Origin of the sequence: Streptomyces spinosus, from assembly GCF_020400655.1 — a bacterium.
GTDB classification, from domain to species: domain Bacteria; phylum Actinomycetota; class Actinomycetes; order Streptomycetales; family Streptomycetaceae; genus Streptomyces; species Streptomyces argyrophylli.
Genome location: NZ_JAINRC010000014.1, coordinates 65,119 through 89,131 on the forward strand (window position 1 = coordinate 65,119; position 24,013 = coordinate 89,131).

A 24,013-nucleotide genomic window follows, 5' to 3' on the forward strand; every position below is an offset into this window, starting at 1 on the left:
CCCGGAGACGAGCCGGCCGAGGGGGGAAGCGTGGGCGGGGTGACCACGGGGGTGCTGGTGCTCGGCGCCCTGCTGTGGGGCGCGCTGGCGGGGGCGCTGCTGCCCCGCGCGGCCTACCGCTTCGCCGTACCGTCCGGCGAGCCGTGGCGCGACCGCTGCCCCGGCGGCCGCCATCGGGTCCGCGGCTGGCTGGGCGGGGTCCGGTGCGGTGAGTGCGCGCGCGTGGGCGAACGCGGGGGAGCCGAGGGGCGCGTGCCCGTCACCGCGCACCAGCCGTACGCCCCCTCCGCGCCGCTCCTCGCCACCGCCACCGCCGTCGTCTGCGCCGCCCTCGCCGCCGCCACCGGCACCCGGCCGGAGCTGGCGGTGTGGCTGCTGCTCGCGCCCGCCGGCGTGCTCCTCGCCGCCGTCGACCTCCGGGTGCGGCGGCTGCCCGATCCGCTGACCCTCCCGCTCGCCGCCACCGCCCTCGCCCTGCTCGGCCTCGCCGCCCTGCTCCCCGAACACGCCGGCCACTGGCGCACCGCCCTCTACGGCGCCCTCGCGCTGGGCGCCGGCTACTACCTGCTGTACCGCGTCAACCCGGGCGGCATGGGCTTCGGTGACGTGAAGCTGGCCGTGGGCGCGGGCGCCGTGCTCGGCTGGTACGGCTGGCCCACCGTGCTGCTCGGCACCTTCGCCGGCTTCCTGCTCGGCGCGCTCTACGGCGGCGCGCTCGTCCTGGCCCGGCGGGCGAGCCGGAAGACGGCCGTGCCGTTCGGCCCGTTCCTCCTCGCCGGCGCCCTCGCCGGGGTGCTGATCGGCGCGTACGCGGCCTGAGCGCGGGCGGCCGAAAGGGCTGGCGTAGGCTGACTCAGTCCGTCCACAACCCTTGACGAAAGGGACGCCCTGGTGACCGAGAAGGCCGACCTCACGTCTGTCCTCGACCGTGCCGCTGCCGGTGGGCGGATCACCCCGGAAGAGGCCCTCGTCCTCTACCGTGACGCCCCCCTGCACGCCCTGGGCGCCGCCGCCGACGCGGTGCGCCGCCGCAAGTACGCGGGCATCGAGCACATCGCCACGTACATCATCGAGCGGAACATCAACTACACGAACGTGTGTGTCACGGCGTGCAAGTTCTGCGCCTTCTACGCGGCCCCCAAGGACAAGGACAAGGGCTGGACGCGGGACCTGGACGACATCCTGCGCCGCTGCGCCGAGACCGTGGAGCTCGGCGGCACCCAGATCATGTTCCAGGGCGGCCACCACCCGGACTACGGCGTCGAGTACTACGAGAAGCACTTCCGGGCCATCAAGGAGGCCTTCCCGCAGCTCGTCATCCACTCCCTGGGCGCGTCCGAGGTCGAGCACATGGCCCGGATCAGCGGGGTCTCGGTGGAAGAGGCCATCACCCGTATCCACGAGGCCGGCCTGGACTCCTTCGCCGGCGCGGGCGCGGAACTGCTGCCCGAGCGCCCCCGCAAGGCCATCGCGCCCCTCAAGGAGAGCGGCGAGCGCTGGCTGGAGATCATGGAGACCGCGCACCGGCTGGGCGTCGAGTCCACCTCCACCATGCTGATGGGCACCGGCGAGACCAACGCCGAACGCATCGAGCACCTGCGGATGATCCGGGACGTACAGGACCGCACGGGCGGCTTCCGCGCGTTCATCCCGTACACCTACCAGCCCGAGAACAACCACCTGAAGGGCCGCACCCAGGCCACCCTCTTCGAGTACCTGCGGATGATCGCCATCGCCCGCCTCTTCCTGGACAACGTCCAGCACATCCAGGGCTCGTGGCTCACCACCGGCAAGGAGGTCGGCCAGCTGTCCCTGCACTACGGCGCGGACGACCTCGGCTCGATCATGCTGGAGGAGAACGTGGTCTCCTCGGCCGGCGCCAAGCACCGCTCCAACCGCCTGGAGATCATCGACCTGATCCGCAAGGCGGACCGCGTCCCGGCGCAGCGCGCGACGACGTACGAGCACCTGGTCGTGCACGACGACCCGGCGAACGACCCCGTGGACGACCGCGTGGTCTCCCACATCTCCTCCACGGCCATCGAGGGCGGCACCGCCCACCCCGAGCTGAAGCTGCTCGCGCCGAACTAGGGCCGCCGTGCTGACGATTCACGCGGACTCCAGGGGGCACGCCTTCCTCGTCAAGGGGGAGTGGATCGAGGCGGTCGGTCCCCTGGAGGAGCTGGCCGCCGCGCAGCCACGCGTGCGCGTGCGCGCCTGGCCCGGCATCGTCACGCCCGGGTTCGTCAACCCCTACGGCAACGAGCTGCTGGAGCGGACGTACCACCCGGACCCTCGCGAGGCCGACGAGCTCGGCACCGAGCCGCTGACCGGGGACGCGCTCGGCTTGCTCACCCTGGACGACGCCCGCTGGGGCGCGAGTGCCCGGCGGGGCATCCAGCGCATGCTGACGTACGGCACGGTCGCCGTTGCCTGCGAGCCCTTCGGCAGCCGCGCGGTGCGCGACGCCGTACGGCGCAGCGGGCTCGGGGTCGTGGGACGGCTGGGCACCCCCGGCGATGCGCCCTCCCTGGACCCGTTCGGCTCCGCCCGGCCCGCCATGCCGGCGACCGAACGCCGCCAGGGCTCCGCCGCCCGCTTCGCCGTCTTCGACGTGCGCGACGAGGACGAGCTGGCCGAGCGGGGCGCGGGGACGTGCGTGGCGACGGTGGTGGCGGGACGGCTGGTGTTCCGCCGCCGCTGAGCCGCCGCAGCGGTCCGCTCGGCCGGAGAGGCGGCCCCCTCAGCCGGAGAAGCGGCGTGCGAAGGCGCCCGGCGTCTGGCTCACCCCGCTGCAGTCCGTGGCCGCGTCGTCCTGCCCGGACCGCCCCTTCGCGCACTGCCGGTCCCGGAACGCCGACCACATCGACACCCAGGCGAGCCTCTTCCGCTCCGCGAACGTCCGCACCTGGTCGGCGTCGGACAGCGTGAACGTCTCCCCGGCCACGTCGTTGACGCCGATCATGGAGGTCAGCGCCATGCCCCGCCAGGCATCCGCGTCCGACAGCCCGAACACCTTCTCCAGCTGGGCGTGGGCCGCCGTCGCGGAGGTCACGGCGTAGTCCCCCATGTCCCCGTCGTACGACTCGCCGTAGTTCATGGTCATGAGATTGACCGTGGAGACCTGAACGTCGTACGTGTTCGCGGACTCCAGCAGCGCCAGACCGTCCGCGTCGAGTCCCGAGGGCATCACCGGGAGGGTGAAGGAGACCCTCAGGTCCGGTCGTTCCTCCTGCAACCGCGCTATCGCCCGCGAACGCAGGGCGATCGAGGCGGAGTTCGTCAGTTCGTCCCCCTCGATGTCGAAGTCGGCCGCACTGGAACCGGCCGCGTCCAGCGCCTCTCCGTACGCGGCGGCGAGTTCCGAAACGCTGTCGCAGGCGGCGGCCAACTCCTTTCCGGAGGCGCCGCCGAACGAAACACGGACGTCGGCTCCCGTTTTCCTCAGCGAGGATGTCCGGGACGTCACGGCGGAATCGGTGATCGCCTCGGTGCCGTTCCACTTTGGCGTACAGCCACTGCCCCCGGAGATCACGAAGGCGAGGTTGTACGTCGCCGGGGACCCGGCGGCCTCGGTGGCCGCGACCTCGGTGGCGCTGACGTAGGGGGCGTAGACGGTGCTGGTCACGGGGGCGGTGCCGGAGACGGCGGCGTGCGGTGCGCTCGCGGCCCCGGCGGAACAACCCGTCACCGCGAGCACGGCCGCGCAGCCGGCCCCGGCCATCGGCCTCAGTGGACTCCTCATGGGAGGAAATCTCTCACACCGGGGTGTGCATTTCGTCCGTTCTCTCAGCTCGCCGACAGGTTGACGGCGCCTCCATGGGCGGCTCACAAGGATTTCGGGCGGCTCACAAGAATTCCAGAGAAAAGGCCACACAAAGCCTCTCTAATATCCGGGGAATGCAATCCGAACCCGCCATCGAAACTCCCGCCGCCGGGCGCGGTCGTCGCCGCGAACATGGCAACGGATCCCCCGTGGGACCCGTGTTCGTGGACACCACCGGACGCCGGTCGAAGGCACTGCGCCGCCTCGGCCTGTTCCTCGGCGCCGTCTGCCTCGCCTACGCGGGCGTGCTCGCCGCCGCGTTCATGGGCTGGGGCACCTCGCTCAACCCGTCGTCCCTGCTGCCCTTCGGCGCAAGCGCCGAAGGCGGCCGGGCGCCCGGCGGGATGCGGCCCGAGGGCGGCATCGGCCGCCGGGCGGAGCTGCCGGACACCGTCCGGCCGACGGCCTCACCCCCCGCGTCCACGACCCGGTCCGCCTCCGCGTCCGCGGGCGCCAACTGAGCGGAGCGCAGCGGCAGTCATGACCACTTTGACGTCCTCCCGGGGCCGCAGGCGCGCGCCCACCCGCATCGAGCGCGCGGCAGGCAGGGCCGCGGCGCTGCAACGGCCCCGCGTCATCCTCGCCCTCCTGCTCCTGCTCGCGCTGACCTGCGCGATGCTGCTCGACGGATACCTGCGCGCCGAGGTCGGCGGCGACCAGCGCGTGCGCAGCGGGGCCGACTCCAGCGAGGTCCCGGACACGATCCTCGACGGCGGCCCGATCCTCACCTTCCGGGGCGGCCAGGCCACCACGGTCTCCGTCCCCGCCAAGACCATCGCCCTCACCTTCGACGACGGCCCGAACCCGACCTGGACGCCCCAGGTCCTCGAAATCCTGCGCAAGTACGACGTCCCGGGCACGTTCTTCCTGGTCGGCTCGATGGTGACGCGCTACCCGGGCATCGTGCGGACGATGGTCGAACAGGGCAACGAGGTCGGCGTGCACACCTTCACGCACGTCGACCTGTCGTACCAGTCCGCGTCCCGCGTCGACCGCGAGATGGAGCAGACGCAGCTCGCCCTCGCCGGCGCGGCCGGCATCACCACGACCCTGTTCCGGGCGCCGTACTCCTCCGAGACGGACGCCATCGACAACTACAGCTGGCCCGTCTACGAAAGGCTCGGCAAGGACGGCTACACCAGCGTCTTCGTCGACACCGACAGCGACGACTGGAAGCGGCCGGGCGTCTCCGACATCGTGAAGTGGGCCACCCCGAAGGGCACCCAGGGTGCCTCGGTGCTCTTCCACGACGCGGGCGGCGAGCGCTCGCAGACGATCGCGGCGCTGCCTGAGTACATCGAGAAGATGAAGGCGAAGGGCTACACCTTCACCACCATCAGCGGCGTCATGGCGCACCGGCGGACGGCGGGCGCCGGCACGACGGCCGGCCCGAGCCTCCAGGCCGCCCACCACCGGGCGACCGGACCGACCCTCTACGAGGGCAAGGCTCTCATCGCGGCCGTGGCCGTCGCCGAGTGGACCGTACCCACGCTGTCGGTCGGGCTGGCGATCGTCGGGGCTGCCGTGCTGGCCCGCTTCGGGATGATGCTGCTCCTCGCCCGCCGCCACCACCGGCAGCGCAACAGACGCCGGTTCGGCTGGGGCCCCGCGGTCACCGGGCCGGTGAGCGTGATCGTCCCGGCGTACAACGAGAAGGAGTGCATCGCCAACACCCTCCGGTCGCTCGCGCGCAGCACCCACCCGATCGAGATCATCGTGGTGGACGACGGCTCGACCGACGGCACCTCGCGGATCGCGCGCGACGCGGCCGGGTCGCTCGGCATGACGAACGTCCGGGTGATCCGCCAGGAGAACGCCGGCAAACCGGCCGCGCTGAACAACGGCGTGCGCAACGCGTCCTACGGCATCGTCGTCATGATGGACGGCGACACGGTCTTCGAACCGGACACCGTGCGTGAGCTGGTGCAGCCGTTCGCCGACCCGTCCGTCGGCGCGGTCGCCGGCAACGCCAAGGTCGGCAACCGCACCACCGTGATCGGGGCCTGGCAGCACATCGAGTACGTGATGGGCTTCAACCTCGACCGGCGCATGTACGACCTGCTGCGCTGCATGCCCACCATCCCGGGCGCGATCGGTGCCTTCCGCCGGGACGCCGTGCTGGCGGCCGGCGGCATGAGCGAGGACACCCTCGCCGAGGACACCGACATCACCATCGCGATGCACCGCGCGGGCTGGCGGGTCGTCTACCAGGAGCACGCCCGGGCCTGGACGGAGGCACCCGGCTCGCTCAGGCAGCTCTGGTCCCAGCGCTACCGCTGGTCGTACGGCACGATGCAGGCCCTGTGGAAGCACCGCGGGTGCCTGACGGACCGGGGGCCCTCGGGCCGCTTCGGCCGTGTCGGCATGCCCCTGGTGGTGATCTTCCAGGTCGTCACGCCGCTGTTCGCCCCGCTCATCGACGTCTTCACCGTCTACTCGATGATCTTCGTCGACTTCCGGGCGGCCCTGCTGGCCTGGCTGGCGGTCCTCGGCGTCCAGCTCCTGTGCGCGGCCTACGCCTTCCGCCTCGACCGCGAGAAGTACCGCTACCTGCTGATGATGCCCCTGCAGCAACTGGCCTACCGGCAGATTATGTACCTCGTCCTCATCCACTCCTGCGTCACCGCGCTCACCGGCGGCCGTCTGCGCTGGCAGAAGCTGAAGCGCACGGGCGAGGTCGGGACGCCGGCGGGGGCGGGCTGAGATGGGAGCGCACAGCAGGACCGCGGCCGTGCCCGTCACCCGGCCCTCCCGGCCCGGGCCCGCCGGGCGCGACCGCTACTTCGACACGCTCAGGGCCCTGGCGCTGATCCGGGTGGTGACGTACCACACCTTCGGGTGGGCCTGGTGCGGCCTGGTGTTCCCCTCCATGGGCGTCATGTTCGCGCTGGCCGGGACCCTGATGGCCAAGTCCCTGCAGCGCCCGGCCCCGAAGGTCCTCAGGAGCAGGCTCAGACGGCTGCTGCCCCCGTTCTGGTTCTGGGGCTTCTTCGTGGTCCTCGCGATGCTCGTCCACGGCTGGATGCCGGGCCGGCAGATCGTCTACTGGGTCGTCCCGCTCGGCGACCCGCCGGGCGACGCGTGGGGCGAGCAGGCCTGGGAGATCCTCTGGTACCTGCGCACCTACCTCTGGTTCGTGCTGCTCTCCCCGCTGCTGCTGCGGGTCTTCCGGCTCGCCCCGGTCCCGGTCCTGCTGCTGTCCCTCGCGCCGGTCCTGGTGCTCGCCTTCGTGTGGTCCGGCCCGGACGGCCGGCTGGGCAGCGCCCTGTGGGACCTGTCGACGTACCTCTTCTGCTGGCTGCTCGGCTTCGCCCACCGCGACGGCGTGCTCCGGCGGGCCGGGCCGGTCCTGGTGGCCGTCCTGTCGCTCGCGGCGCTCGGTTACGGCGCCTGGTACGCCTTCGGGCACCAGGCCGAGTTCGGGACGTACGACCTGGACGAGAACCCCCTCGCGCAGGCCTTCTGGTCGGCCGGCTTCGTGACGCCGCTGATGTGGGCGAAGGCGCGCTTCCGGATCGACCTCGCCGGGCTGACCCGGTTCCGGCGCCTGGACCGCGCGGTCACCGTGTTCAACGCCCGCGCGGTGACGGTCTACCTGTGGCACGAGATCGCGCTGGTGCTGGCCGTCCCGCTGATCGACCGGCTCTGGGACGTACCGGCCTTCGAGACGTACCTGCCGCTGGACAGCCAGTGGTTCCTGTTCGGTGTCGGCTGGGTGCTGATCGCCTTCTTCGTGCTGGCGTGCGGGTGGGTGGAGGACGTGGCGGCCCGCGCGAAGCCGACGCTCCTGCCGGGAGGGCGGGCTGCAAGAATGGGCGGGTGACCCGCGCTTCCCTGAACAAGCAGCCGCACGAAGTCGCCTCGATGTTCGACGACGTGGCGGAACGGTACGACCTGACGAACGACGTCCTGTCGCTCGGCCAGGACCGGCGCTGGCGCAAGGAGGTGGCGAAGGCGGTCGACGCGCGCCCCGCGCAGAAGGTCCTGGACCTCGCCGCCGGCACGGCCACCTCCTCGCTGCCCTTCGCACGGACCGGCGCGTACGTCGTCCCCTGCGACTTCTCCCTCGGCATGCTCCAGGTCGGCAAGAAGAAGCACACCTGGCTGCCGTTCACGGCGGGCGACGCGACGAGGCTGCCCTTCAAGGACGACACCTTCGACGCGGTGACGATCTCCTTCGGGCTGCGCAACGTCCAGGACACGGACGCGGCGCTGCGCGAGATGCACCGGGTCACCCGGCCCGGCGGACGCGTGGTGATCTGCGAGTTCTCCCACCCGACGTGGGCGCCGTTCCGCACCGTCTACACCGAGTACCTGATGCGGGCGCTGCCGTCGGTCGCGCGCGCGGTCTCCTCCAGCCCGGACGCGTACGTCTACCTCGCCGAGTCCATCCGGGCCTGGCCCGACCAGCCCGCGCTCGCCGAACGGCTGCGCGAGGCGGGCTGGTCCAAGGTGGCGTGGCGCGACCTCACGGGCGGGGTGGTCGCGCTGCACCGGGGCTTCAAGGAGTAGCGGGCTTTTGAGGAGGCCGGGAGTCTCAGGAGGAGCCGAACCCGGCCACCGCGTACGGGTCGCCCGGCTGCTCCAGCTCCCGTTGCAGTCCGCCCGTCGGTGGTCGCGGAACGCGCGGTTCGCGCACGCCTCCGCCGCCCTCGCCCTCACCGAAGTCGAACCACACGTACACCATCGAGTCCGGCGGCACCTCGGCACCGGGCTGCGGGTACTGGCGTACGACGTAGTCGACCACGGTGCGGTGGAAGTCCGGGCGGTCCGGCGCGTTGAGCAGCAGGCCCCGTGCCCTGGCCGTCTCGCGCGCGTCCACGGCCATGAGACCGACCAGACGAGGGACGCGCGCTTCGGGTGTTTTGGGTGTTATACGCACAGATGTCACCCCCAGCGGTACTGGCAGGGTAACTCTCGCTCCGGCCCGCCCGGAAGGCGCCGGTGTCTTTCTGTAACAGATTGCTACTCTGCGTCACCGAGGTGGAGCCGGAAACACAGGGCCGGCTCGTCCAGCGTGGGGTGCGTGTAGGTCTCCGCCCGCTCCATGCCGAGCCGGCGGGTCACCGCGATCGACCGCTCGTTGCCCTGCCGGACCATCGCCACCACCTCCGGCACCCCGGCCTCCCGCACCCGCCGCAGCGTCTCCCGCGCCGCCGCGGTGGCGTACCCCTTGCCCCAGTGCGCACGCCCGAGCCGCCAGCCGATCTCGATCTCACCGACCGGGCCCCAGTCCGGCCGCCACGGCTGCGCGCCGGTGAAGCCGATGACCTCGCCGGACTCGTCCAGCAGGGTCCACAGGCAGAAGCCGTGCTCCGCGTCGTGCCGCCGCTGGCGCGCGGTCAGTTCCTCGTACACCGACAGCTCCGCCGGTCTGCCGCCGTGGAACTCCATGACCTCCGGGTGGGCGAAGACCCGGTGCCAGGCGACCGCGTCCTCGTGCGTGGGGACGCGCAGCCGTACCGCGGGGAGAGGTCGCTTCACAGGGCAGCCCTTCAGCCAGTCGATCAAGTCCGCTGAATAGACTGCCCATGTCCAGTGCCGGTCGGCACTCAGATTTCGAAACCTTGGGGAGATCCCGCCGTGACCGAGCCCCTCTCCGACCACACCGCCGATGTGATCGTCGTGGGCGCGGGGCCAGCCGGCTCCACGACCGCGTACCACCTCGCCAAGGCCGGTCTCGACGTCCTGCTCCTGGAGAAGACCGAGTTCCCCCGCGAGAAGGTGTGCGGCGACGGCCTCACCCCGCGCGCGGTCAAACAGCTCGTCGCCATGGGCATCGACATCTCCGAGGAGGCCGGCTGGCTGCGCAACAAGGGCCTGCGCATCATCGGCGGCGGCTCCCGCCTCCAGCTCGACTGGCCCGACCTCGCCGCCTACCCGAACTACGGCCTGGTCCGCAAGCGCGACGACTTCGACGAGCAGCTCGCCCGCAACGCCCAGAAGGCCGGCGCCCGGCTGTACGAGCGCTGCAACGTCAGCGGCCCGGTCCTCGACGACCGCACCGGCCGCATCACCGGCGTCACCGCCAAGCTCGGCGAGGAGAAGCGCGAGGTCACCTTCCACGCGCCGCTCGTCGTCGCCGCCGACGGCAACTCCACCCGCCTCTCCCTGGCGATGGGCCTGCACCGCCGCGAGGACCGCCCGATGGGCGTGGCCGTGCGCACCTACTTCACCTCGCCCCGCCACGACGACGACTACCTGGAGTCCTGGCTGGAACTGTGGGACCGCCGCGGCCCCCAGGACCGCCTGCTGCCCGGCTACGGCTGGATCTTCGGCATGGGCGACGGCACGTCGAACGTGGGCCTCGGCGTGCTCAACACCTCCGCCTCCTTCAAGGAGCTGGACTGGCGCGAGATCCTCAAGGCGTGGTGCGCCTCCATGCCGGAGGACTGGGGCTACACCCCGGAGAACATGACCGGCCCGATCCGCGGCGCCGCCCTGCCCATGGCCTTCAACCGCCAGCCGCACTACACGCGCGGGCTGCTGCTCGTCGGTGACGCCGGCGGCCTGGTGAACCCCTTCAACGGCGAGGGCATCGCCTACGCCATGGAGTCCGGCCAGATCGCCGCCGACGTCATCGTGCAGGCCCACGCGCGCGCGACGCCCGCCCAGCGCGAGATCGCCCTCCAGCGCTACCCGCGCGTCCTCAAGGACACCTACGGCGGCTACTACACGCTCGGCCGCGCCTTCGTGAAGCTCATCGGCAACCCGAAGGTCATGCAGATCGCCGCCCAGCGCGGTCTGACCCACCCGCTGCTGATGAAGTTCACCCTGAAGCTGCTGGCGAACCTCACCGACCCCACGGGCGGGGACGCGATGGACCGCATCATCAACGGCCTGAGCAAGGTGGCCCCGAAGGCGTGACCAGGCGCTGAGCCGCGGCGTTGGCGGCCCGGCGCGCGTACACCGCGTCCCGCCGGTCCGCCATCTGCCGCAGCGCGTCCTTCTTGTCCCGTTTCGCGAGCCGGTCCAGATAGACGTACCCGTCGGTGTGGTCGGTCTCGTGGGCCAGGCACCGCGCGAAATACCCGGTGCCCTCGACGACGACGGGCTCGCCGTCCCTGTCCTGCCCCCGCACGACGGCCCGGTCCGGCCGCGGTACGGCCATCACGGCACCCGGCACCGACAGGCACCCCTCGCCCTCCTCCAGCAGCCGTCGCCCGGTCGTGGGCGTTTCCAGCACCGGATTGACGATGTGCCCGACATGTCGGACTCCGTCGTCATCGGGGCAGTCGTACACGAACAGGCGCAGACCCACGCCGACCTGATTCGCCGCCAGCCCCGCGCCCTCGGCGACGTACATGGTGCGGAACATGTCGTCGACGAGCGCGGCGAGGTCGGGCCCGAACTCCGTGACGTCCCGGCACGGCTTGTGCAGCACCTCCTCGCCGACCTCGGTGACGCGGCGCACCGCGCCCCGCGCGGCCTCGGGGGCATGGCGCGGGTAGTGGCCGGCGGGACTTCCCTGTACGAACACGCGTGGCATCGCGTGGATCCCTTCGCTCGGCGGCGGACCACCGGACGGCGGCCCGAGCAGAGCATGTCAGGGGCGGGCGAGGCGCGTCAGGGGCGGCGCACGGCGCTCCGGGTACGCCGCAAGGGCCGCTGCCTCCGGGAGGCAGCGGCCCTACGCGTGCGAGAGGTGCGGGGTGCGCTCAGAGCACCCGCACGGCGCCGGTGGGCGGGTCGTACGACAGCGGGCGCTCCACGACACCGGTGGAGGGGTTCTGCGCGCCCACGAACATGCCGTCGCCGACGTACACCGCGACGTGGTACGCGGAGCCCGCGCCGCCCCAGTACAGGATGTCGCCCGGCTGGAGGTTGCTCAGCGAGACCTGGGTGCCGGCCGTCGACTGGTCCTGGGAGACGCGCGGCAGGCTGATGCCGACCTGCTTGAAGGCCGTCTGCACCAGGCCGGAGCAGTCGTAGGCGGAGGGGCCGGTGGCGCCGGAGACGTACGCCTTGCCGACCTGCGCCTTGACGAAGCTGATGACGGCCGCGGCCGAACCGGTGGCCGTGGAGGTGCCGGTGCTGGTGCTGGTGCTGGTGGACACGGTGGTGGAGCCGGCGTCCGCCGTGGTGGAGAGCGTGGTCCGCTCCGCGGTGCGGGAGGCGCGGGCGGCGGCCTCCTTGCGGGCGGCCTCCTGGGCCTTCTTCTTGGCCTCCGCCGCCTTCTTCTTGGCGTCGGCGAGGTCCGCCTTGGCCTGCTTCGCGGCCTTTGCGGCAGCCGCGTCACGCTCGGCCTGCAGCTGGTAGTTCGCCGCGGCCTGCTCGGTGGCGTCCGCGGACTGGGCCGCCTGAGCGGCCAGGTCGGCCGTCAGGGTGGGCAGTTCGAGGGTCTGCGTCACCGGCTCGGCAGCGTTCGCCGAGCCGGACGCCCCGGCGACTGCCAGGGTGCCGAGGACGCCACCGGCAACTCCGGCCCGCATCGCGAGGGTCGACGCGCTGCGGCGGGGTTTCCGGTGGCTGCGTATGTGAGCGGTGTGGGACATGGGAACAACCGGTACCAGGGGCTCCTTCATATCTTCAAGAAACGTGTGCTGCGCCACAGTTGTTCAATCGAGACCTGGAAACCCGGGCGTGTCGCTCTTTATTGACGCCGTAACGGACATTGTGGACGCCCGTGATCAAGCCCTTGATCACGGTCTTTGATCATTAAGTCCGAATTGCCCACCGCTTACCACTGGTTGGGTTCGTTGGCCAAGCCCGGTTCTCAGACGCCTCTCATGAATGTGGCGGACGTCACGGAACGATTACCGGAACGGCGGCGTCCGACGCCCGCTCGGCTCGTGAACGCGTGCACGCACCCCGACCCCGTCCACATCCCGCCCCGGCTTCCCTCCGAGGTGTGAACGAGCCCCACTATCAGGCCATCCCGTCCACCGCCAATTTGCATGCATCGGAACTCTCTTGATATGGAGACGCACCCTCCGGCCTGCGATGACGTGCGAGATTGTCACTTCTGGTGATCAACTGAACGCTTCGCGTATGAAGATCACTCATCATCCGACTTCATGATCCTTCGTCAGGTGGTGGAGATCACAAAGCTTGTGCAATACCCCGTGTCGCAGATCACAGAGCGGCAGGCATAAGATGCGAGGCAGTTGGGCTTGTGACCTGCTTCACATGTTCGCGATCTTCGCCGGGGCGAGCGGGGTTCGTGAGACCGGTGAGGCGGATGTGAGCCCAGTGCAACCGCCAGCAGTCAGTGCCGACTGAGAGGAGCGAGGAGCGGTGAACGCGTATGCGCCCATCCTCGTACTGGGAGCCCTCGGGGCAGGCTTTGCGATCTTCTCCGTGGTCATGGCCACGCTGATCGGTCCGAAGCGGTACAACCGCGCGAAACTCGAAGCCTACGAGTGCGGCATCGAGCCGACCCCCACGCCGGCCGGCGGCGGGCGCTTCCCCATCAAGTACTACCTGACGGCGATGCTCTTCATCGTCTTCGACATCGAGATCGTCTTCCTCTACCCCTGGGCCGTCACCTTCGACGCCCTGGGGATCTTCGGGCTCGTGGAGATGCTGCTCTTCGTGCTCACCGTCTTCGTCGCGTACGCGTACGTATGGCGGCGCGGCGGCCTGGAATGGGACTGAGGGGCCTTTAACGACATGGGACTCGAAGAAAAGCTGCCGAGCGGCTTCCTGCTGACCACCGTCGAGCAGGCCGCGGGCTGGGTGCGCAAGGCGTCCGTCTTCCCGGCCACCTTCGGCCTCGCCTGCTGTGCCATCGAGATGATGACCACGGGCGCGGGCCGCTACGACCTGGCCCGCTTCGGCATGGAGGTCTTCCGCGGCTCACCGCGCCAGGCGGACCTGATGATCGTCGCCGGCCGGGTCAGCCAGAAGATGGCGCCCGTCCTGAGGCAGGTCTACGACCAGATGCCCAACCCCAAGTGGGTGATCTCCATGGGCGTCTGCGCCTCCTCCGGCGGCATGTTCAACAACTACGCGATCGTCCAGGGCGTCGACCACATCGTCCCGGTCGACATCTACCTGCCGGGCTGCCCGCCCCGCCCCGAGATGCTGATGGACGCGATCCTCAAGCTCCACCAGAAGATCCAGTCCTCCAAGCTCGGCGTGAACGCCGAGGAGGCGGCCCGCGAGGCGGAGGAGGCGGCGCTCAAGGCCCTGCCCACGATCGAGATGAAGGGGCTGCTGCGGTGAGCGACGCGAACGGCACCCAGGGGAACCACGGGGCGAACGGTCCCGCGAACGGGGTGAACGGCTCCGCGAACGGGGTGAACCCCGAGAAGGACCTCTCCGCCTCCAACCTCCCCGGCCAGCGCGGCCAGGGAGGCGAGGAGATCCGCGTGCAGCGCGGCATGTTCGGCGCCGAGAACGGCGGCGACACCTCCGGCTACGGGGGCCTGGTCCGCTCGGTCCGGCTCCCGGGACCGGCCACCCGCCCCTACGGCGGCTGGTTCGACGAGGTCGCCGACGAGCTGGAGGGCGCCCTGGAGGAACAGGGACTCCTGCCGGGGAACGCCATCGAGAAGACGGTCGTCGACCGCGGCGAGCTGACCTTCCACATCGAACGCGAGCACCTGGTCCGCGTCGCCCGCACCCTGCGCGACGACCCGGCCCTGCGTTTCGAGCTGTGCACCGGCGTCAGCGGCGTCCACTACCCGAACGACAAGGGCCGCGAGCTGCACGCCGTCTACCACCTGCGCTCGATCACCCACAACCGGCTGATCCGCCTCGAAGTCAGCGCGCCCGACGGTGACCCGCGCATCCCGTCGCTGGTCTCCGTCTACCCGACGAACGACTGGCACGAGCGCGAGACCTACGACTTCTTCGGCATCGTCTTCGAAGGTCACCCGGCCCTGACGCGGATCATGATGCCGGACGACTGGCAGGGCCACCCGCAGCGCAAGGACTACCCCCTCGGCGGCATCCCCGTCGAGTACAAGGGCGCCCAGATCCCGGCTCCGGACCAGCGGAGGTCGTACTCGTGAGCACGCAGTCAGCATCCGCCGCGTCGGCCGCGTCCGCACGCGAGACCACCGAGGGCACCGTCTACACGGTCACCGGTGGCGACTGGGACGAGGTCGTCCAGTCCGCGGCCCGCGCCGACGACGAGCGCATCGTCGTCAACATGGGTCCCCAGCACCCGTCCACCCACGGGGTGCTCCGCCTGATCCTGGAGATCGAGGGCGAGACGGTCACCGAGGCCCGCTGCGGCATCGGCTACCTCCACACCGGCATCGAGAAGAACCTCGAGTACCGCACGTGGACGCAGGGCACCACGTTCGTGACGCGCATGGACTACCTGACGTCCTTCTTCAACGAGACCGCCTACTGCCTCGCCGTCGAGAAGCTCCTCGGCATCGAGGACCAGATCACCGAGCGCGCCAAGATCATCCGGGTGCTCCTGATGGAGCTGAACCGGCTCTCCTCCCACCTGGTGTGCATCGCCACCGGCGGCATGGAGCTGGGCGCCACCACGATCATGATCTACGGATTCCGTGATCGTGAAATGATTCTCGACATCTACGAGCTGGTCACCGGCCTGCGCATGAACCACGCGTACATCCGGCCCGGCGGACTCGCCCAGGACCTGCCGCCCGGCGCGGTGGACCAGATCCGCGAGTTCGTGAAGAAGATGAAGAAGAACCTCCCGGAGTACGACAAGCTCGCCACCGGGAACCCCATCTTCAAGGCCCGCATGCAGGACGTCGGCTACCTCGACCTGGCCGGCTGCATGGCCCTCGGCGCGACCGGCCCGATCCTGCGCGCCACCGGCCTGCCGCACGACCTGCGCAAGGCCCAGCCGTACTGCGGATACGAGACGTACGACTTCGACGTCCCGACCGCCGACACCTGCGACGCCTACGGCCGCTTCCTCATCCGCCTGGAGGAGATGCGCCAGTCGCTCGGGATCGTCGAGCAGTGCCTGGACCGGCTCCAGCCCGGCCCGGTCATGGTCGCCGACAAGAAGATCGCCTGGCCCGCCCAGCTCGCCCTGGGACCGGACGGACTCGGCAACTCCCTCGACCACATCAAGAAGATCATGGGTACCTCCATGGAGGCCCTGATCCACCACTTCAAGCTGGTCACCGAGGGCTTCCGGGTCCCGCCGGGACAGGCGTACGCGGCCGTGGAGTCACCCAAGGGCGAACTCGGGGTGCACGCGGTCTCCGACGGCGGCACCCGCCCCTACCGGGTCCACTTCCGCGACCCGTCCTTCACCAACCTTCAGGCCATGGCGGCGATGTGCGAGGGCGGCCAGGTCGCCGACGTCATCGTCGCCGTCGCGTCCATCGACCCCGTGATGGGAGGCGTCGACCGGTGACCACCTCTTCTTCCGAGCGGGGCGTCAGCCTGGGCATGCCCGAACTGCCCGCGCCCGCCTACCCGGACGACGTCCGGGCCCGGCTGGAGGCGGACGCGCGCGAAGTGATCGCGCGCTACCCGGACTCCCGCTCCGCCCTGCTGCCGCTGCTCCACCTCGTGCAGTCGGAGGAGGGCCACGTCACGCGCACCGGCATGCGGTTCTGCGCGGAGATGCTGGGGCTGACCACGGCCGAGGTCACCGCCGTCGCCACCTTCTACACGATGTACCGGCGCAAGCCCTCCGGTGACTACCAGGTCGGCGTCTGCACCAACACGCTGTGCGCGGTCATGGGCGGTGACGCGATCTTCGAGACCCTCCAGGAACACCTGGGCGTCGGCAACGGCGAGACCACCGACGACGGCAAGGTCACCCTGGAGCACATCGAGTGCAACGCGGCCTGCGACTACGCCCCGGTCGTGATGGTCAACTGGGAGTTCTTCGACAACCAGACCCCGGCGAGCGCCAAGCACCTCGTCGACGACCTGCGGGCGGGACGCCCCGTCCAGCCCACGCGCGGGGCGCGCCTGTGCACCTTCAAGGAGACCGCGCGGATCCTGGCCGGCTTCCCCGACGAGCGGCCCGGGGCCGTCGAGGAAGGCGGCAGTGCGGGACCCGCGTCGCTGGTGGGTCTCCGCCTGGCCAAGGGGGAGACCGCACCCGCGCGGGTGGTCCATCCGCGCGGAGGTCCGCACGAGGAACCGCAGGACCGGGTGCACGAGCCGTCGCCGGCCGAGCACCTCAGCTCCCACGACGCGCCACAGGACACATCGGCCTCCGACCCTGCCCACCCCGCGGGGCCCACCGCGAAGGAGGGGGAGTGATGACCGTGGTATCCGAGGTCAAGGACCCGAGCCCCGAGAAGCTGCTCGCACCCGTGCTGTCGGCCTTCTGGGACGAGGACCGGTCCTGGACTCTGGACGTCTACCGCAGGCACGAGGGGTACGAGGGGCTCCGCAAGGCCCTCGCCATGTCGCCGGACGACCTGATCGCGTACGTCAAGGACTCCGGGCTGCGAGGCCGCGGCGGCGCGGGATTCCCGACCGGGATGAAGTGGCAGTTCATCCCCCAGGGCGATGGGAAGCCGCACTATCTGGTTGTCAACGCCGACGAGTCGGAACCGGGCACCTGCAAGGACATCCCGCTCCTCTTCGCGAACCCGCACAGCCTCATCGAGGGCATCGTGATCGCGTGCTACGCCATCAGGTCGTCGCACGCCTTCATCTATCTGCGGGGTGAAGTCGTCCCCGTCCTGCGGCGGTTGCACGAGGCCGTGCGCGAGGCCTACGCGGCGGGCTACCTCGGCGAGAACATCCTGGGCAGCGGACTCGACCTGACCCTCACCGTGCACGCCGGCGCCGGCGCGTACATCTGCGGTGAGGAGACCGCGCTGCTCGACTCGCTCGAAGGCCGCCGTGGTCAACCGCGGCTGCGTCCCCCCTTCCCTGCGGTGGAAGGCCTCTACGCCTGTCCCACTGTGGTGAACAACGTCGAGTCGATCGCGTCGGTTCCCGCCATCCTGAAAAACGGCAAGGACTGGTTCAGGTCGATGGGCAGCGAGAAGTCCCCGGGCTTCACGCTCTACTCGCTCAGCGGCCACGTCGCGAGCCCCGGCCAGTACGAGGCCCCGCTCGGCGTCACGCTGCGCCAGCTCCTCGACATGAGCGGCGGCATGCGGCCGGGCCACCGCCTGAAGTTCTGGACACCGGGCGGCTCCTCCACACCGATGTTCACCGACGAGCACCTCGACGTCCCCCTCGACTACGAGGGCGTCGGCGCCGCCGGCTCCATGCTCGGCACCAAGGCGCTGCAGTGCTTCGACGAGACGACCTGCGTGGTGCGGGCGGTGACCCGCTGGACCGAGTTCTACGCCCACGAGTCCTGCGGCAAGTGCACACCCTGCCGCGAAGGGACGTACTGGCTGGTGCAGTTGCTGCGGGACATCGAGGCAGGCAAGGGCGTGATGTCCGACCTCGACAAGCTCGCCGACATCGCCGACAACATCAACGGCAAGTCCTTCTGCGCCCTCGGCGACGGCGCCGCGTCCCCGATCTTCTCCTCGCTGAAGTACTTCCGCGAGGAGTACGAGCAGCACATCACGGGCCGGGGCTGCCCCTTCGACCCGGCCAAGTCGACGGCCTGGGCGGACCGCCCGGAGGTGAACGCATGACCGTGACCACCAGTGCTCCCGCGGGTGGGGGAGAGGCGGCGGTCCCGCCGGAGGACCTCGTCACGCTGACGATCGACGGCATCGAGATCAGCGTGCCCAAGGGCACCCTGGTCATCCGGGCCGCCGAGCAGCTCGGCATCGAGATCCCCCGCTTCTGCGACCACCCCCTCCTCGACCCGGCCGGCGCCTGCCGCCAGTGCATCGTGGAGGTCGAGGGCCAGCGCAAGCCGATGGCGTCCTGCACGATCACCTGCACGGACGGCATGGTCGTGAAGACCCAGCTGACCTCGCCGGTCGCCGAGAAGGCCCAGCACGGCGTGATGGAGCTGCTGCTCATCAACCACCCGCTGGACTGCCCGGTCTGCGACAAGGGCGGCGAGTGCCCGCTGCAGAACCAGGCGATGTCGCACGGCAACGCCGAGTCCCGCTTCGACGGCAAGAAGCGGACCTACGAGAAGCCCGTGCCGATCTCCACCCAGGTGCTGCTCGACCGCGAGCGGTGCGTGCTGTGCGCCCGCTGCACCCGCTTCTCCAACCAGATCGCGGGCGACCCCATGATCGAGCTGGTCGAGCGGGGCGCGCTGCAGCAGGTCGGCACCGGCGAGGGCGACCCGTTCGAGTCGTACTTCTCCGGCAACACCATCCAGATCTGCCCGGTCGGCGCGCTCACCTCGGCCGCCTACCGGTTCCGCTCGCGCCCCTTCGACCTCGTCTCCTCCCCGTCGGTGTGCGAGCACTGCTCCGGCGGCTGCGCCACCCGCACCGACCACCGGCGCGGCAAGGTCATGCGGCGGCTCGCCGCCTACGACCCCGAGGTCAACGAGGAGTGGATCTGCGACAAGGGACGCTTCGCGTTCCGGTACGCGCAGGTGAAGGACCGCCTCGACACGCCGCTGGTGCGCAACGCCGACGGTGTCCTGGAGCCCGCCTCCTGGCCCGAGGCGCTGGAGGCGGCGGCACGGGGCCTGGGCGCCGCCCGCTCCCGGGCCGGCGTCCTCATCGGCGGCCGGCTGACCGTCGAGGACGCCTACGCGTACAGCAAGTTCGCGCGCGTGGCGCTCGACACCAACGACATCGACTTCCGCGCGCGCGTGCACAGCGGCGAGGAGGCCGACTTCCTGGCCGCCCGGGTGGCCGGCCACGGCCGGGACCTCGACGGCACCGGTGTCACCTACACCTCCCTGGAGAAGGCGCCCGCCGTCCTGCTGGTCGGCTTCGAGTCGGAGGAGGAGGCACCCGGCGTCTTCCTGCGGCTGCGCAAGGCCTGGCGCAAGCGCAAGCAGCGGGTGTTCTCGCTGGCCACGCACGCCACCCGGGGCCTTGAGAAGGCGGGCGGCACGCTGCTGCCGGCCGCCCCGGGCACCGAGACGGAGTGGCTGGACGCGCTCGCGAGCGGCGTCGGCCTGGAGGAGCCCGGCACGCTCGCCGCCGAGGCCCTGCGCGCCGAGGGTGCCGTCATCGTCGTGGGAGAGCGGCTGGCCGGTGTCGCGGGCGGACTCACCGCCGCGCTGCGCGCCGCCACCGCGACCGGCGCCGAACTGGTGTGGATCCCGCGTCGGGCCGGCGAACGCGGCGCCGTCGAGGTGGGCGCGCTGCCCTCGCTGCTGCCGGGCGGCCGCCCGGCGACCGACCCGCGCGCGCGGGAGGAGGTCGCGGCGGCCTGGGGCGTCGCCGAACTCCCGGCGCGCTACGGCCGCGACACCCACCAGATCGTCGAGGCCGCCGCCACCGGCGAACTCTCGGCGCTCCTGGTCGCCGGGGTGGAGGTCGCCGACCTGCCCGACCCGGCACGCGCGCGTGAGGCGCTGGAGAACGTCGGCTTCCTGGTGTCGCTGGAGCTGCGGCCCAGCGAGGTCACCGCCCACGCCGACGTCGTCCTGCCGGTCGCCGCGGTCGCCGAGAAGGCGGGCACCTTCCTCAACTGGGAAGGCCGCGTACGCCTCTTCGAGGCCGCGCTCAAGCCCGATCAGATGACCCGCCCGCTCGCGCCGACCGACACCCGGGTGCTGCACATGCTCGCCGACGCCATGGACGGTGCCGAGGGCGCCGACGGGCGCCGGCGGCTGGGCCTGCCGGATCTCCGGGCCGCGCGCGCGGAGATCGACCGGCTCGGTTCCTGGGACGGCCCCCGCGCCTCCGGACCCATGGAGAGCGCGGACGCGCTGCCCCGCCCGGCCGCCGGCGAGGCCGTGCTCGCGGGGCACCGGCTGCTGCTCGACCAGGGCGTCCTCCAGGAGGGCGACGAGGCGCTCGCCGGAACCCGGCACGCCGCACGCGCGCGCGTGTCCGCCGCGACGGCCGCCGAGGCGGGCGTCGCGGAAGGCGAGGTCCTGACCGTCACCGGCCCCGCCGGCACGGTGGGACTGCCCCTGCAGATCACCGAGATGCCCGACCGGGTGGTGTGGCTCCCGCTGAACTCCGCCGGCGCCGGGGTCGCCTCCGGCACCGGGGCACGTCCCGGCTCCCTCGTCCGCATCGGCCCCGCGGCAGTCGCCGGAGAGGCCCCCAAGGAGGTGGAGGCATGAGCCCGTACCTCGCCGCTGAAGACCTCTCGATGTTCGGCCGCGACCCGTGGTGGCTGGTCGTCGTCAAGGCGGTCTTCTGCTTCGCGTTCCTGATGGTGACCGTCCTGTTCTCCATCGTCTGGGAACGCAAGGTCGTCGCCTGGATGCAGCTGCGCATCGGCCCCAACCGGCACGGCCCCTGGGGCATGCTCCAGTCGCTCGCCGACGGCGTGAAGCTGATGCTGAAGGAAGACCTCATCGTCAAGCGCGCGGACAAGGTGGTCTACGTCCTCGCGCCGATCGTCGCGGCCATCCCGGCCTTCATGGCGATCGCGGTGATCCCCTTCGGACCGGCCGGGAACGAGATCTCGGTCTTCGGCCACCGCACCGCGATGCAGCTCACCGACCTGCCGATCGCGATGCTCTACATCCTCGCGGTCGCCTCGGTCGGCATCTACGGCATCGTGCTGGCGGGCTGGAGCTCCGGCTCCACCTATCCGCTCCTCGGCGGTCTGCGCTCCTGCGCGCAGATGATCTCGTACGAGATCGCCATGGGCGCCGCGTTCGCCTCCGTGTTCCTCTACTCGGGGTCGATGTCGACGTCCACGATCGTGGAGCAGCAGCACGACCGCTGGTACATCCTGCTGCTGCCGGTCTCCTTCATCCTGTACATCGTCACGATGGTCGGCGAGACCAACCGCGCCCCGTTCGACATGCCGGAGTCCGAGGGCGACCTGGTCGGCGGCTTCAACACCGAGTACTCGTCGATCAAGTTCGCGATGTTCATGCTCGCCGAGTACGTGAACATGGTGACGGTCTCGGCCGTCTCGACCACCCTGTTCCTCGGCGGCTGGCGCGCCCCCTGGCCGGTCAGCTCCTTCTGGGAGGGCGCGAACCACGGCTGGTGGCCGCTGCTCTGGTTCGTCATCAAGGTGCAGCTGCTGCTGTTCTTCTTCATCTGGCTGCGCGGCACGCTCCCGCGCGTGCGTTACGACCAGCTGATGAAGCTCGGCTGGAAGGTGCTCATCCCGGTCTCGGTGACCTGGCTGATGCTGGTCGCGACCGTCCGCGCCCTGCGCAACGAGAACTACGACTTCGCCGACATCGCCCTCTACGTGGGCGGCGGTGTCCTCGCCCTGCTGCTGATCTCCTTCGTCGCGGACATGTTCCGCGACAAGGGCGGCCCGGCCGAGGAGCCCGCCGGCCGGCAGCCGGCGTTCGACCCGATGGCGGGCGGGTTCCCGGTGCCGCCGCTGCCCGGGCAGGAGATGCCCGCGGTGCCGCGGCGCCGCCCCCGCTGGGGCGAGCGGGAGCTGATTGTCAGTGGTGGGACTGACACTGTCAGTGACGGATCTTCGGATGGAAAGGAGGCGTCCGATGGCTGAGGAGCCTCAGGAGTCCGGGCAGAACAAGCCCGGTTTCCAGAATCCCGTGGCCGGCTTCGGCGTGACCTTCAAGGCCATGTTCAAGAAGCGGCTGACCGAGCAGTACCCGGAGCAGAAGAAGACCACGGCTCCGCGGTTCCACGGACGGCACCAGCTCAACCGCCATCCGGACGGCCTGGAGAAGTGCGTCGGCTGCGAGCTGTGCGCGTGGGCCTGCCCCGCCGACGCCATCTACGTGGAGGGCGCCGACAACACCGACGAGGAGCGCTACTCGCCGGGCGAGCGGTACGGCCGCGTCTACCAGATCAACTACGCCCGCTGCATCCTGTGCGGGCTGTGCATCGAGGCGTGTCCCACGCGCGCGCTGACGATGACGAACGAGTTCGAACTGGCCGACTCCAGCCGCGCCAACCTCATCTACACCAAGGAGCAGCTGCTCGCCGGTCTCGAGGAGGGCATGGTCGACACGCCGCACGCCATCTTCCCGGGGACGGACGAACAGGACTACTACCGCGGCCTGGTGACGCAGGCCGCGCCCGGTACGGTCCGCCAGGTGGCCGTCTCCAAGGGCGAGGTCCCGCAGGAGGCCGCCTCCACCTTCGGCGAGGACGAGCCGGCCTCGGAGAAGGTGATCGGCCGATGACCGCGCAGCACCTCGCCGCCTACACCACCTCCGCCGGTGAGGCGTTCCAGTTCTGGGTCCTCGGCACGGTCGCGGTGATCGGCGCCCTGTGCACCGTCTTCATGCGGAAGGCCGTGCACAGCGCGCTCTGCCTCGCCGGGACGATGATCGTCCTGGCGGTGTTCTACCTCGCCAACGGCGCCTACTTCCTCGGGATCGTGCAGGTCGTCGTCTACACCGGCGCGATCATGATGCTGTTCCTGTTCGTGGTGATGCTCGTCGGCGTCACGGCCGCGGACTCCCTGAAGGAGACCATCAAGGGCCAGCGCTGGCTGGCCCTTCTGTGCGGGGTCGGCTTCGGCGTCCTGCTGTTCGCCGGCATCGGCAACGCCTCCCTGAAGGAGTTCGACGGTGCCGGCCGGGCGAACGCGAACGGCAACGTGGAGGGGCTGGCGTCCCTCCTCTTCACCAAGTACGTCTTCGCCTTCGAGATCACCGGCGCGCTGCTCATCACGGCCGCGGTCGGCGCCATGGTGCTCACCCACCGGGAGCGCACCGAGCGCGCCAAGACGCAGCGCGAGCTGTCCGAACAGCGCGTCCGCGAGGGCAAGCACCTCCCGCCGCTGCCCGCCCCGGGTGTCTACGCCCGGCACAACGCCGTGGACATCGCGGGTCTGCTGCCCGACGGCACCCCGTCCGAGCTGACCGTCAACAAGACGCTGCGCGAACGCGGGCAGATCCGTGACGTGTCCGCGGAGGCGCTGAGGGAGCTGCGGGCGCTGGAGCAGCGCGCGGAGGAGCGCCTGGAGCGCCGGGCGATCGAGCCGGAGACGTTCAAGCGGTCCGAGGAGGCGTCGAAGTGAACCCGGTCAACTACCTCTACCTCGCCGCCCTGTTGTTCACGATCGGCGCGACCGGCGTCCTGATCCGGCGCAACGCCATCGTGGTCTTCATGTGCATCGAGCTGATGCTGAACGCCTGCAACCTCGCGTTCGTCACCTTCTCCCGGATGCACGGCAACCTCGACGGCCAGATCATCGCCTTCTTCACGATGGTCGTCGCCGCGGCGGAGGTCGTGGTGGGCCTGGCGATCATCGTGTCGCTGTTCCGCGCCCGCCACTCGGCCTCGGTCGACGACGCCAGCCTGATGAAGCTGTAAGGGGTCGGAAGAA

24 protein-coding genes are annotated in these 24,013 nt (G+C 70.7%); 19 read left to right on the top strand and 5 right to left on the bottom strand.

Annotated elements, in window-relative coordinates; translation table 11 throughout:
* Positions 1-39: 39 nt before the first annotated feature.
* The 3 genes from LG395_RS26120 to LG395_RS26130 all read left to right on the top strand — a co-directional run bounded on the left by LG395_RS26120 (position 40) and on the right by LG395_RS26130 (position 2,704).
* Positions 40-819, top strand: a complete 780-nt coding sequence (locus LG395_RS26120) for a prepilin peptidase (RefSeq protein WP_225811539.1) — start codon at positions 40-42, stop codon at positions 817-819.
* A gap of 72 nt (positions 820-891) precedes the next feature.
* Positions 892-2,091, top strand: a complete 1,200-nt coding sequence (gene mqnC / locus LG395_RS26125; RefSeq protein WP_171153829.1) for a cyclic dehypoxanthinyl futalosine synthase — start codon at positions 892-894, stop codon at positions 2,089-2,091.
* A gap of 7 nt (positions 2,092-2,098) precedes the next feature.
* A complete protein-coding gene (locus LG395_RS26130) occupies positions 2,099-2,704 on the top strand; it encodes a hypothetical protein (RefSeq protein WP_225811452.1) in 606 nt (201 codons plus the stop codon).
* 39 nt (positions 2,705-2,743) lie between these two features.
* Here LG395_RS26130 and LG395_RS26135 read toward each other — a convergent pair whose 3' ends face one another.
* Positions 2,744-3,745: a chitinase gene (locus LG395_RS26135; protein WP_225811453.1), complete on the bottom strand. Its 1,002-nt coding sequence runs from the start codon at positions 3,743-3,745 to the stop codon at positions 2,744-2,746.
* Positions 3,746-3,975: 230 nt separating this feature from the next.
* On the opposite strand from LG395_RS26135, the gene LG395_RS26140 reads away from it, so the two are divergent.
* The 4 genes from LG395_RS26140 to LG395_RS26155 are packed head-to-tail and all read left to right on the top strand — an operon-like array spanning position 3,976 to position 8,338.
* Positions 3,976-4,287, top strand: coding sequence for a hypothetical protein (locus LG395_RS26140; protein WP_308071338.1), 312 nt, complete (start codon positions 3,976-3,978; stop codon positions 4,285-4,287).
* A gap of 19 nt (positions 4,288-4,306) precedes the next feature.
* Positions 4,307-6,529: a bifunctional polysaccharide deacetylase/glycosyltransferase family 2 protein gene (locus LG395_RS26145; RefSeq protein ID WP_225811455.1), complete on the top strand. Its 2,223-nt coding sequence runs from the start codon at positions 4,307-4,309 to the stop codon at positions 6,527-6,529.
* Position 6,530: 1 nt separating this feature from the next.
* On the top strand, positions 6,531-7,649 hold the full coding sequence (locus LG395_RS26150; RefSeq protein ID WP_225811456.1) for an acyltransferase family protein: 1,119 nt from the start codon (positions 6,531-6,533) through the stop codon (positions 7,647-7,649).
* Positions 7,646-8,338: a demethylmenaquinone methyltransferase gene (locus tag LG395_RS26155; protein ID WP_171153819.1), complete on the top strand. Its 693-nt coding sequence runs from the start codon at positions 7,646-7,648 to the stop codon at positions 8,336-8,338. Before LG395_RS26150 ends, LG395_RS26155 begins: the two co-directional genes overlap by 4 nt.
* Before the next feature lie 25 nt (positions 8,339-8,363).
* Here the strand turns inward: LG395_RS26155 and LG395_RS26160 are convergent, their stop codons facing one another.
* On the bottom strand, positions 8,364-8,708 hold the full coding sequence (locus LG395_RS26160) for a PASTA domain-containing protein (protein WP_171153817.1): 345 nt from the start codon (positions 8,706-8,708) through the stop codon (positions 8,364-8,366).
* Positions 8,709-8,791: 83 nt separating this feature from the next.
* A complete protein-coding gene (locus tag LG395_RS26165) occupies positions 8,792-9,310 on the bottom strand; it encodes a GNAT family N-acetyltransferase (RefSeq protein ID WP_225811457.1) in 519 nt (172 codons plus the stop codon).
* Positions 9,311-9,409: 99 nt separating this feature from the next.
* Between LG395_RS26165 and LG395_RS26170 the strand changes: the two genes are divergently transcribed.
* Positions 9,410-10,693: a geranylgeranyl reductase family protein gene (locus LG395_RS26170; RefSeq protein ID WP_171153812.1), complete on the top strand. Its 1,284-nt coding sequence runs from the start codon at positions 9,410-9,412 to the stop codon at positions 10,691-10,693.
* Here LG395_RS26170 and def read toward each other — a convergent pair.
* Both def and LG395_RS26180 read right to left on the bottom strand, forming a co-directional pair.
* Entirely contained in the window at positions 10,659-11,315 is a 657-nt protein-coding gene (gene def, locus LG395_RS26175; protein ID WP_225811458.1) for a peptide deformylase, read from the bottom strand. The genes LG395_RS26170 and def overlap by 35 nt on opposite strands.
* A gap of 169 nt (positions 11,316-11,484) precedes the next feature.
* Positions 11,485-12,321: a C40 family peptidase gene (locus LG395_RS26180; protein ID WP_225811459.1), complete on the bottom strand. Its 837-nt coding sequence runs from the start codon at positions 12,319-12,321 to the stop codon at positions 11,485-11,487.
* Positions 12,322-13,063: 742 nt separating this feature from the next.
* Between LG395_RS26180 and LG395_RS26185 the strand changes: the two genes are divergently transcribed.
* From LG395_RS26185 to nuoK, 11 genes are read left to right on the top strand one after another with little or no spacing between them, the layout of a single operon-like run.
* Positions 13,064-13,423 (top strand): NADH-quinone oxidoreductase subunit A, encoded by a 360-nt coding sequence (locus LG395_RS26185; protein WP_003992243.1) that lies wholly within the window; start codon positions 13,064-13,066, stop codon positions 13,421-13,423.
* 15 nt (positions 13,424-13,438) lie between these two features.
* The gene (locus LG395_RS26190) at positions 13,439-13,993 is read left to right on the top strand and encodes a NuoB/complex I 20 kDa subunit family protein (RefSeq protein ID WP_007383964.1); all 555 of its coding nucleotides are present in this window, start codon (positions 13,439-13,441) and stop codon (positions 13,991-13,993) included.
* Positions 13,990-14,784, top strand: coding sequence for an NADH-quinone oxidoreductase subunit C (locus LG395_RS26195; protein WP_372463469.1), 795 nt, complete (start codon positions 13,990-13,992; stop codon positions 14,782-14,784). The genes LG395_RS26190 and LG395_RS26195 overlap by 4 nt, the downstream gene beginning before the upstream one ends.
* The gene (locus LG395_RS26200; RefSeq protein ID WP_171153807.1) at positions 14,781-16,121 is read left to right on the top strand and encodes an NADH-quinone oxidoreductase subunit D; all 1,341 of its coding nucleotides are present in this window, start codon (positions 14,781-14,783) and stop codon (positions 16,119-16,121) included. Before LG395_RS26195 ends, LG395_RS26200 begins: the two co-directional genes overlap by 4 nt.
* Entirely contained in the window at positions 16,118-16,984 is an 867-nt protein-coding gene (nuoE, locus tag LG395_RS26205) for an NADH-quinone oxidoreductase subunit NuoE (RefSeq protein ID WP_171153805.1), read from the top strand. Before LG395_RS26200 ends, nuoE begins: the two co-directional genes overlap by 4 nt.
* A complete protein-coding gene (gene nuoF, locus LG395_RS26210) occupies positions 16,984-18,330 on the top strand; it encodes an NADH-quinone oxidoreductase subunit NuoF (RefSeq protein ID WP_263983026.1) in 1,347 nt (448 codons plus the stop codon). The genes nuoE and nuoF overlap by 1 nt, the downstream gene beginning before the upstream one ends.
* Positions 18,327-20,855: an NADH-quinone oxidoreductase subunit G gene (locus LG395_RS26215; RefSeq protein ID WP_225811461.1), complete on the top strand. Its 2,529-nt coding sequence runs from the start codon at positions 18,327-18,329 to the stop codon at positions 20,853-20,855. Before nuoF ends, LG395_RS26215 begins: the two co-directional genes overlap by 4 nt.
* On the top strand, positions 20,852-22,219 hold the full coding sequence (gene nuoH, locus LG395_RS26220) for an NADH-quinone oxidoreductase subunit NuoH (RefSeq protein WP_225811462.1): 1,368 nt from the start codon (positions 20,852-20,854) through the stop codon (positions 22,217-22,219). Before LG395_RS26215 ends, nuoH begins: the two co-directional genes overlap by 4 nt.
* On the top strand, positions 22,212-22,862 hold the full coding sequence (gene nuoI, locus LG395_RS26225; RefSeq protein ID WP_171153798.1) for an NADH-quinone oxidoreductase subunit NuoI: 651 nt from the start codon (positions 22,212-22,214) through the stop codon (positions 22,860-22,862). The genes nuoH and nuoI overlap by 8 nt, the downstream gene beginning before the upstream one ends.
* Positions 22,859-23,704, top strand: a complete 846-nt coding sequence (locus LG395_RS26230; RefSeq protein ID WP_225811463.1) for an NADH-quinone oxidoreductase subunit J — start codon at positions 22,859-22,861, stop codon at positions 23,702-23,704. The genes nuoI and LG395_RS26230 overlap by 4 nt, the downstream gene beginning before the upstream one ends.
* Complete coding sequence (gene nuoK / locus LG395_RS26235) at positions 23,701-24,000, top strand: NADH-quinone oxidoreductase subunit NuoK (RefSeq protein WP_030641022.1); 300 nt, start codon at positions 23,701-23,703, stop codon at positions 23,998-24,000. Before LG395_RS26230 ends, nuoK begins: the two co-directional genes overlap by 4 nt.
* Positions 24,001-24,013 lie beyond the last annotated feature (13 nt).

Coding starts and splice junctions, on each gene's coding strand:
- LG395_RS26135 (WP_225811453.1), bottom strand. CDS start 3,745: ATGAGGAGTCCACTGAGGCCGATGGCCGGGGCCGGCTGCGCGGCCGTG.
- LG395_RS26145 (WP_225811455.1), top strand. CDS start 4,307: ATGACCACTTTGACGTCCTCCCGGGGCCGCAGGCGCGCGCCCACCCGC.
- LG395_RS26150 (WP_225811456.1), top strand. CDS start 6,531: ATGGGAGCGCACAGCAGGACCGCGGCCGTGCCCGTCACCCGGCCCTCC.
- def (WP_225811458.1), bottom strand. CDS start 11,315: ATGCCACGCGTGTTCGTACAGGGAAGTCCCGCCGGCCACTACCCGCGC.
- LG395_RS26180 (WP_225811459.1), bottom strand. CDS start 12,321: ATGTCCCACACCGCTCACATACGCAGCCACCGGAAACCCCGCCGCAGC.
- LG395_RS26190 (WP_007383964.1), top strand. CDS start 13,439: ATGGGACTCGAAGAAAAGCTGCCGAGCGGCTTCCTGCTGACCACCGTC.
- nuoF (WP_263983026.1), top strand. CDS start 16,984: ATGACCGTGGTATCCGAGGTCAAGGACCCGAGCCCCGAGAAGCTGCTC.
- LG395_RS26215 (WP_225811461.1), top strand. CDS start 18,327: ATGACCGTGACCACCAGTGCTCCCGCGGGTGGGGGAGAGGCGGCGGTC.
- nuoH (WP_225811462.1), top strand. CDS start 20,852: ATGAGCCCGTACCTCGCCGCTGAAGACCTCTCGATGTTCGGCCGCGAC.
- nuoI (WP_171153798.1), top strand. CDS start 22,212: ATGGCTGAGGAGCCTCAGGAGTCCGGGCAGAACAAGCCCGGTTTCCAG.
- LG395_RS26230 (WP_225811463.1), top strand. CDS start 22,859: ATGACCGCGCAGCACCTCGCCGCCTACACCACCTCCGCCGGTGAGGCG.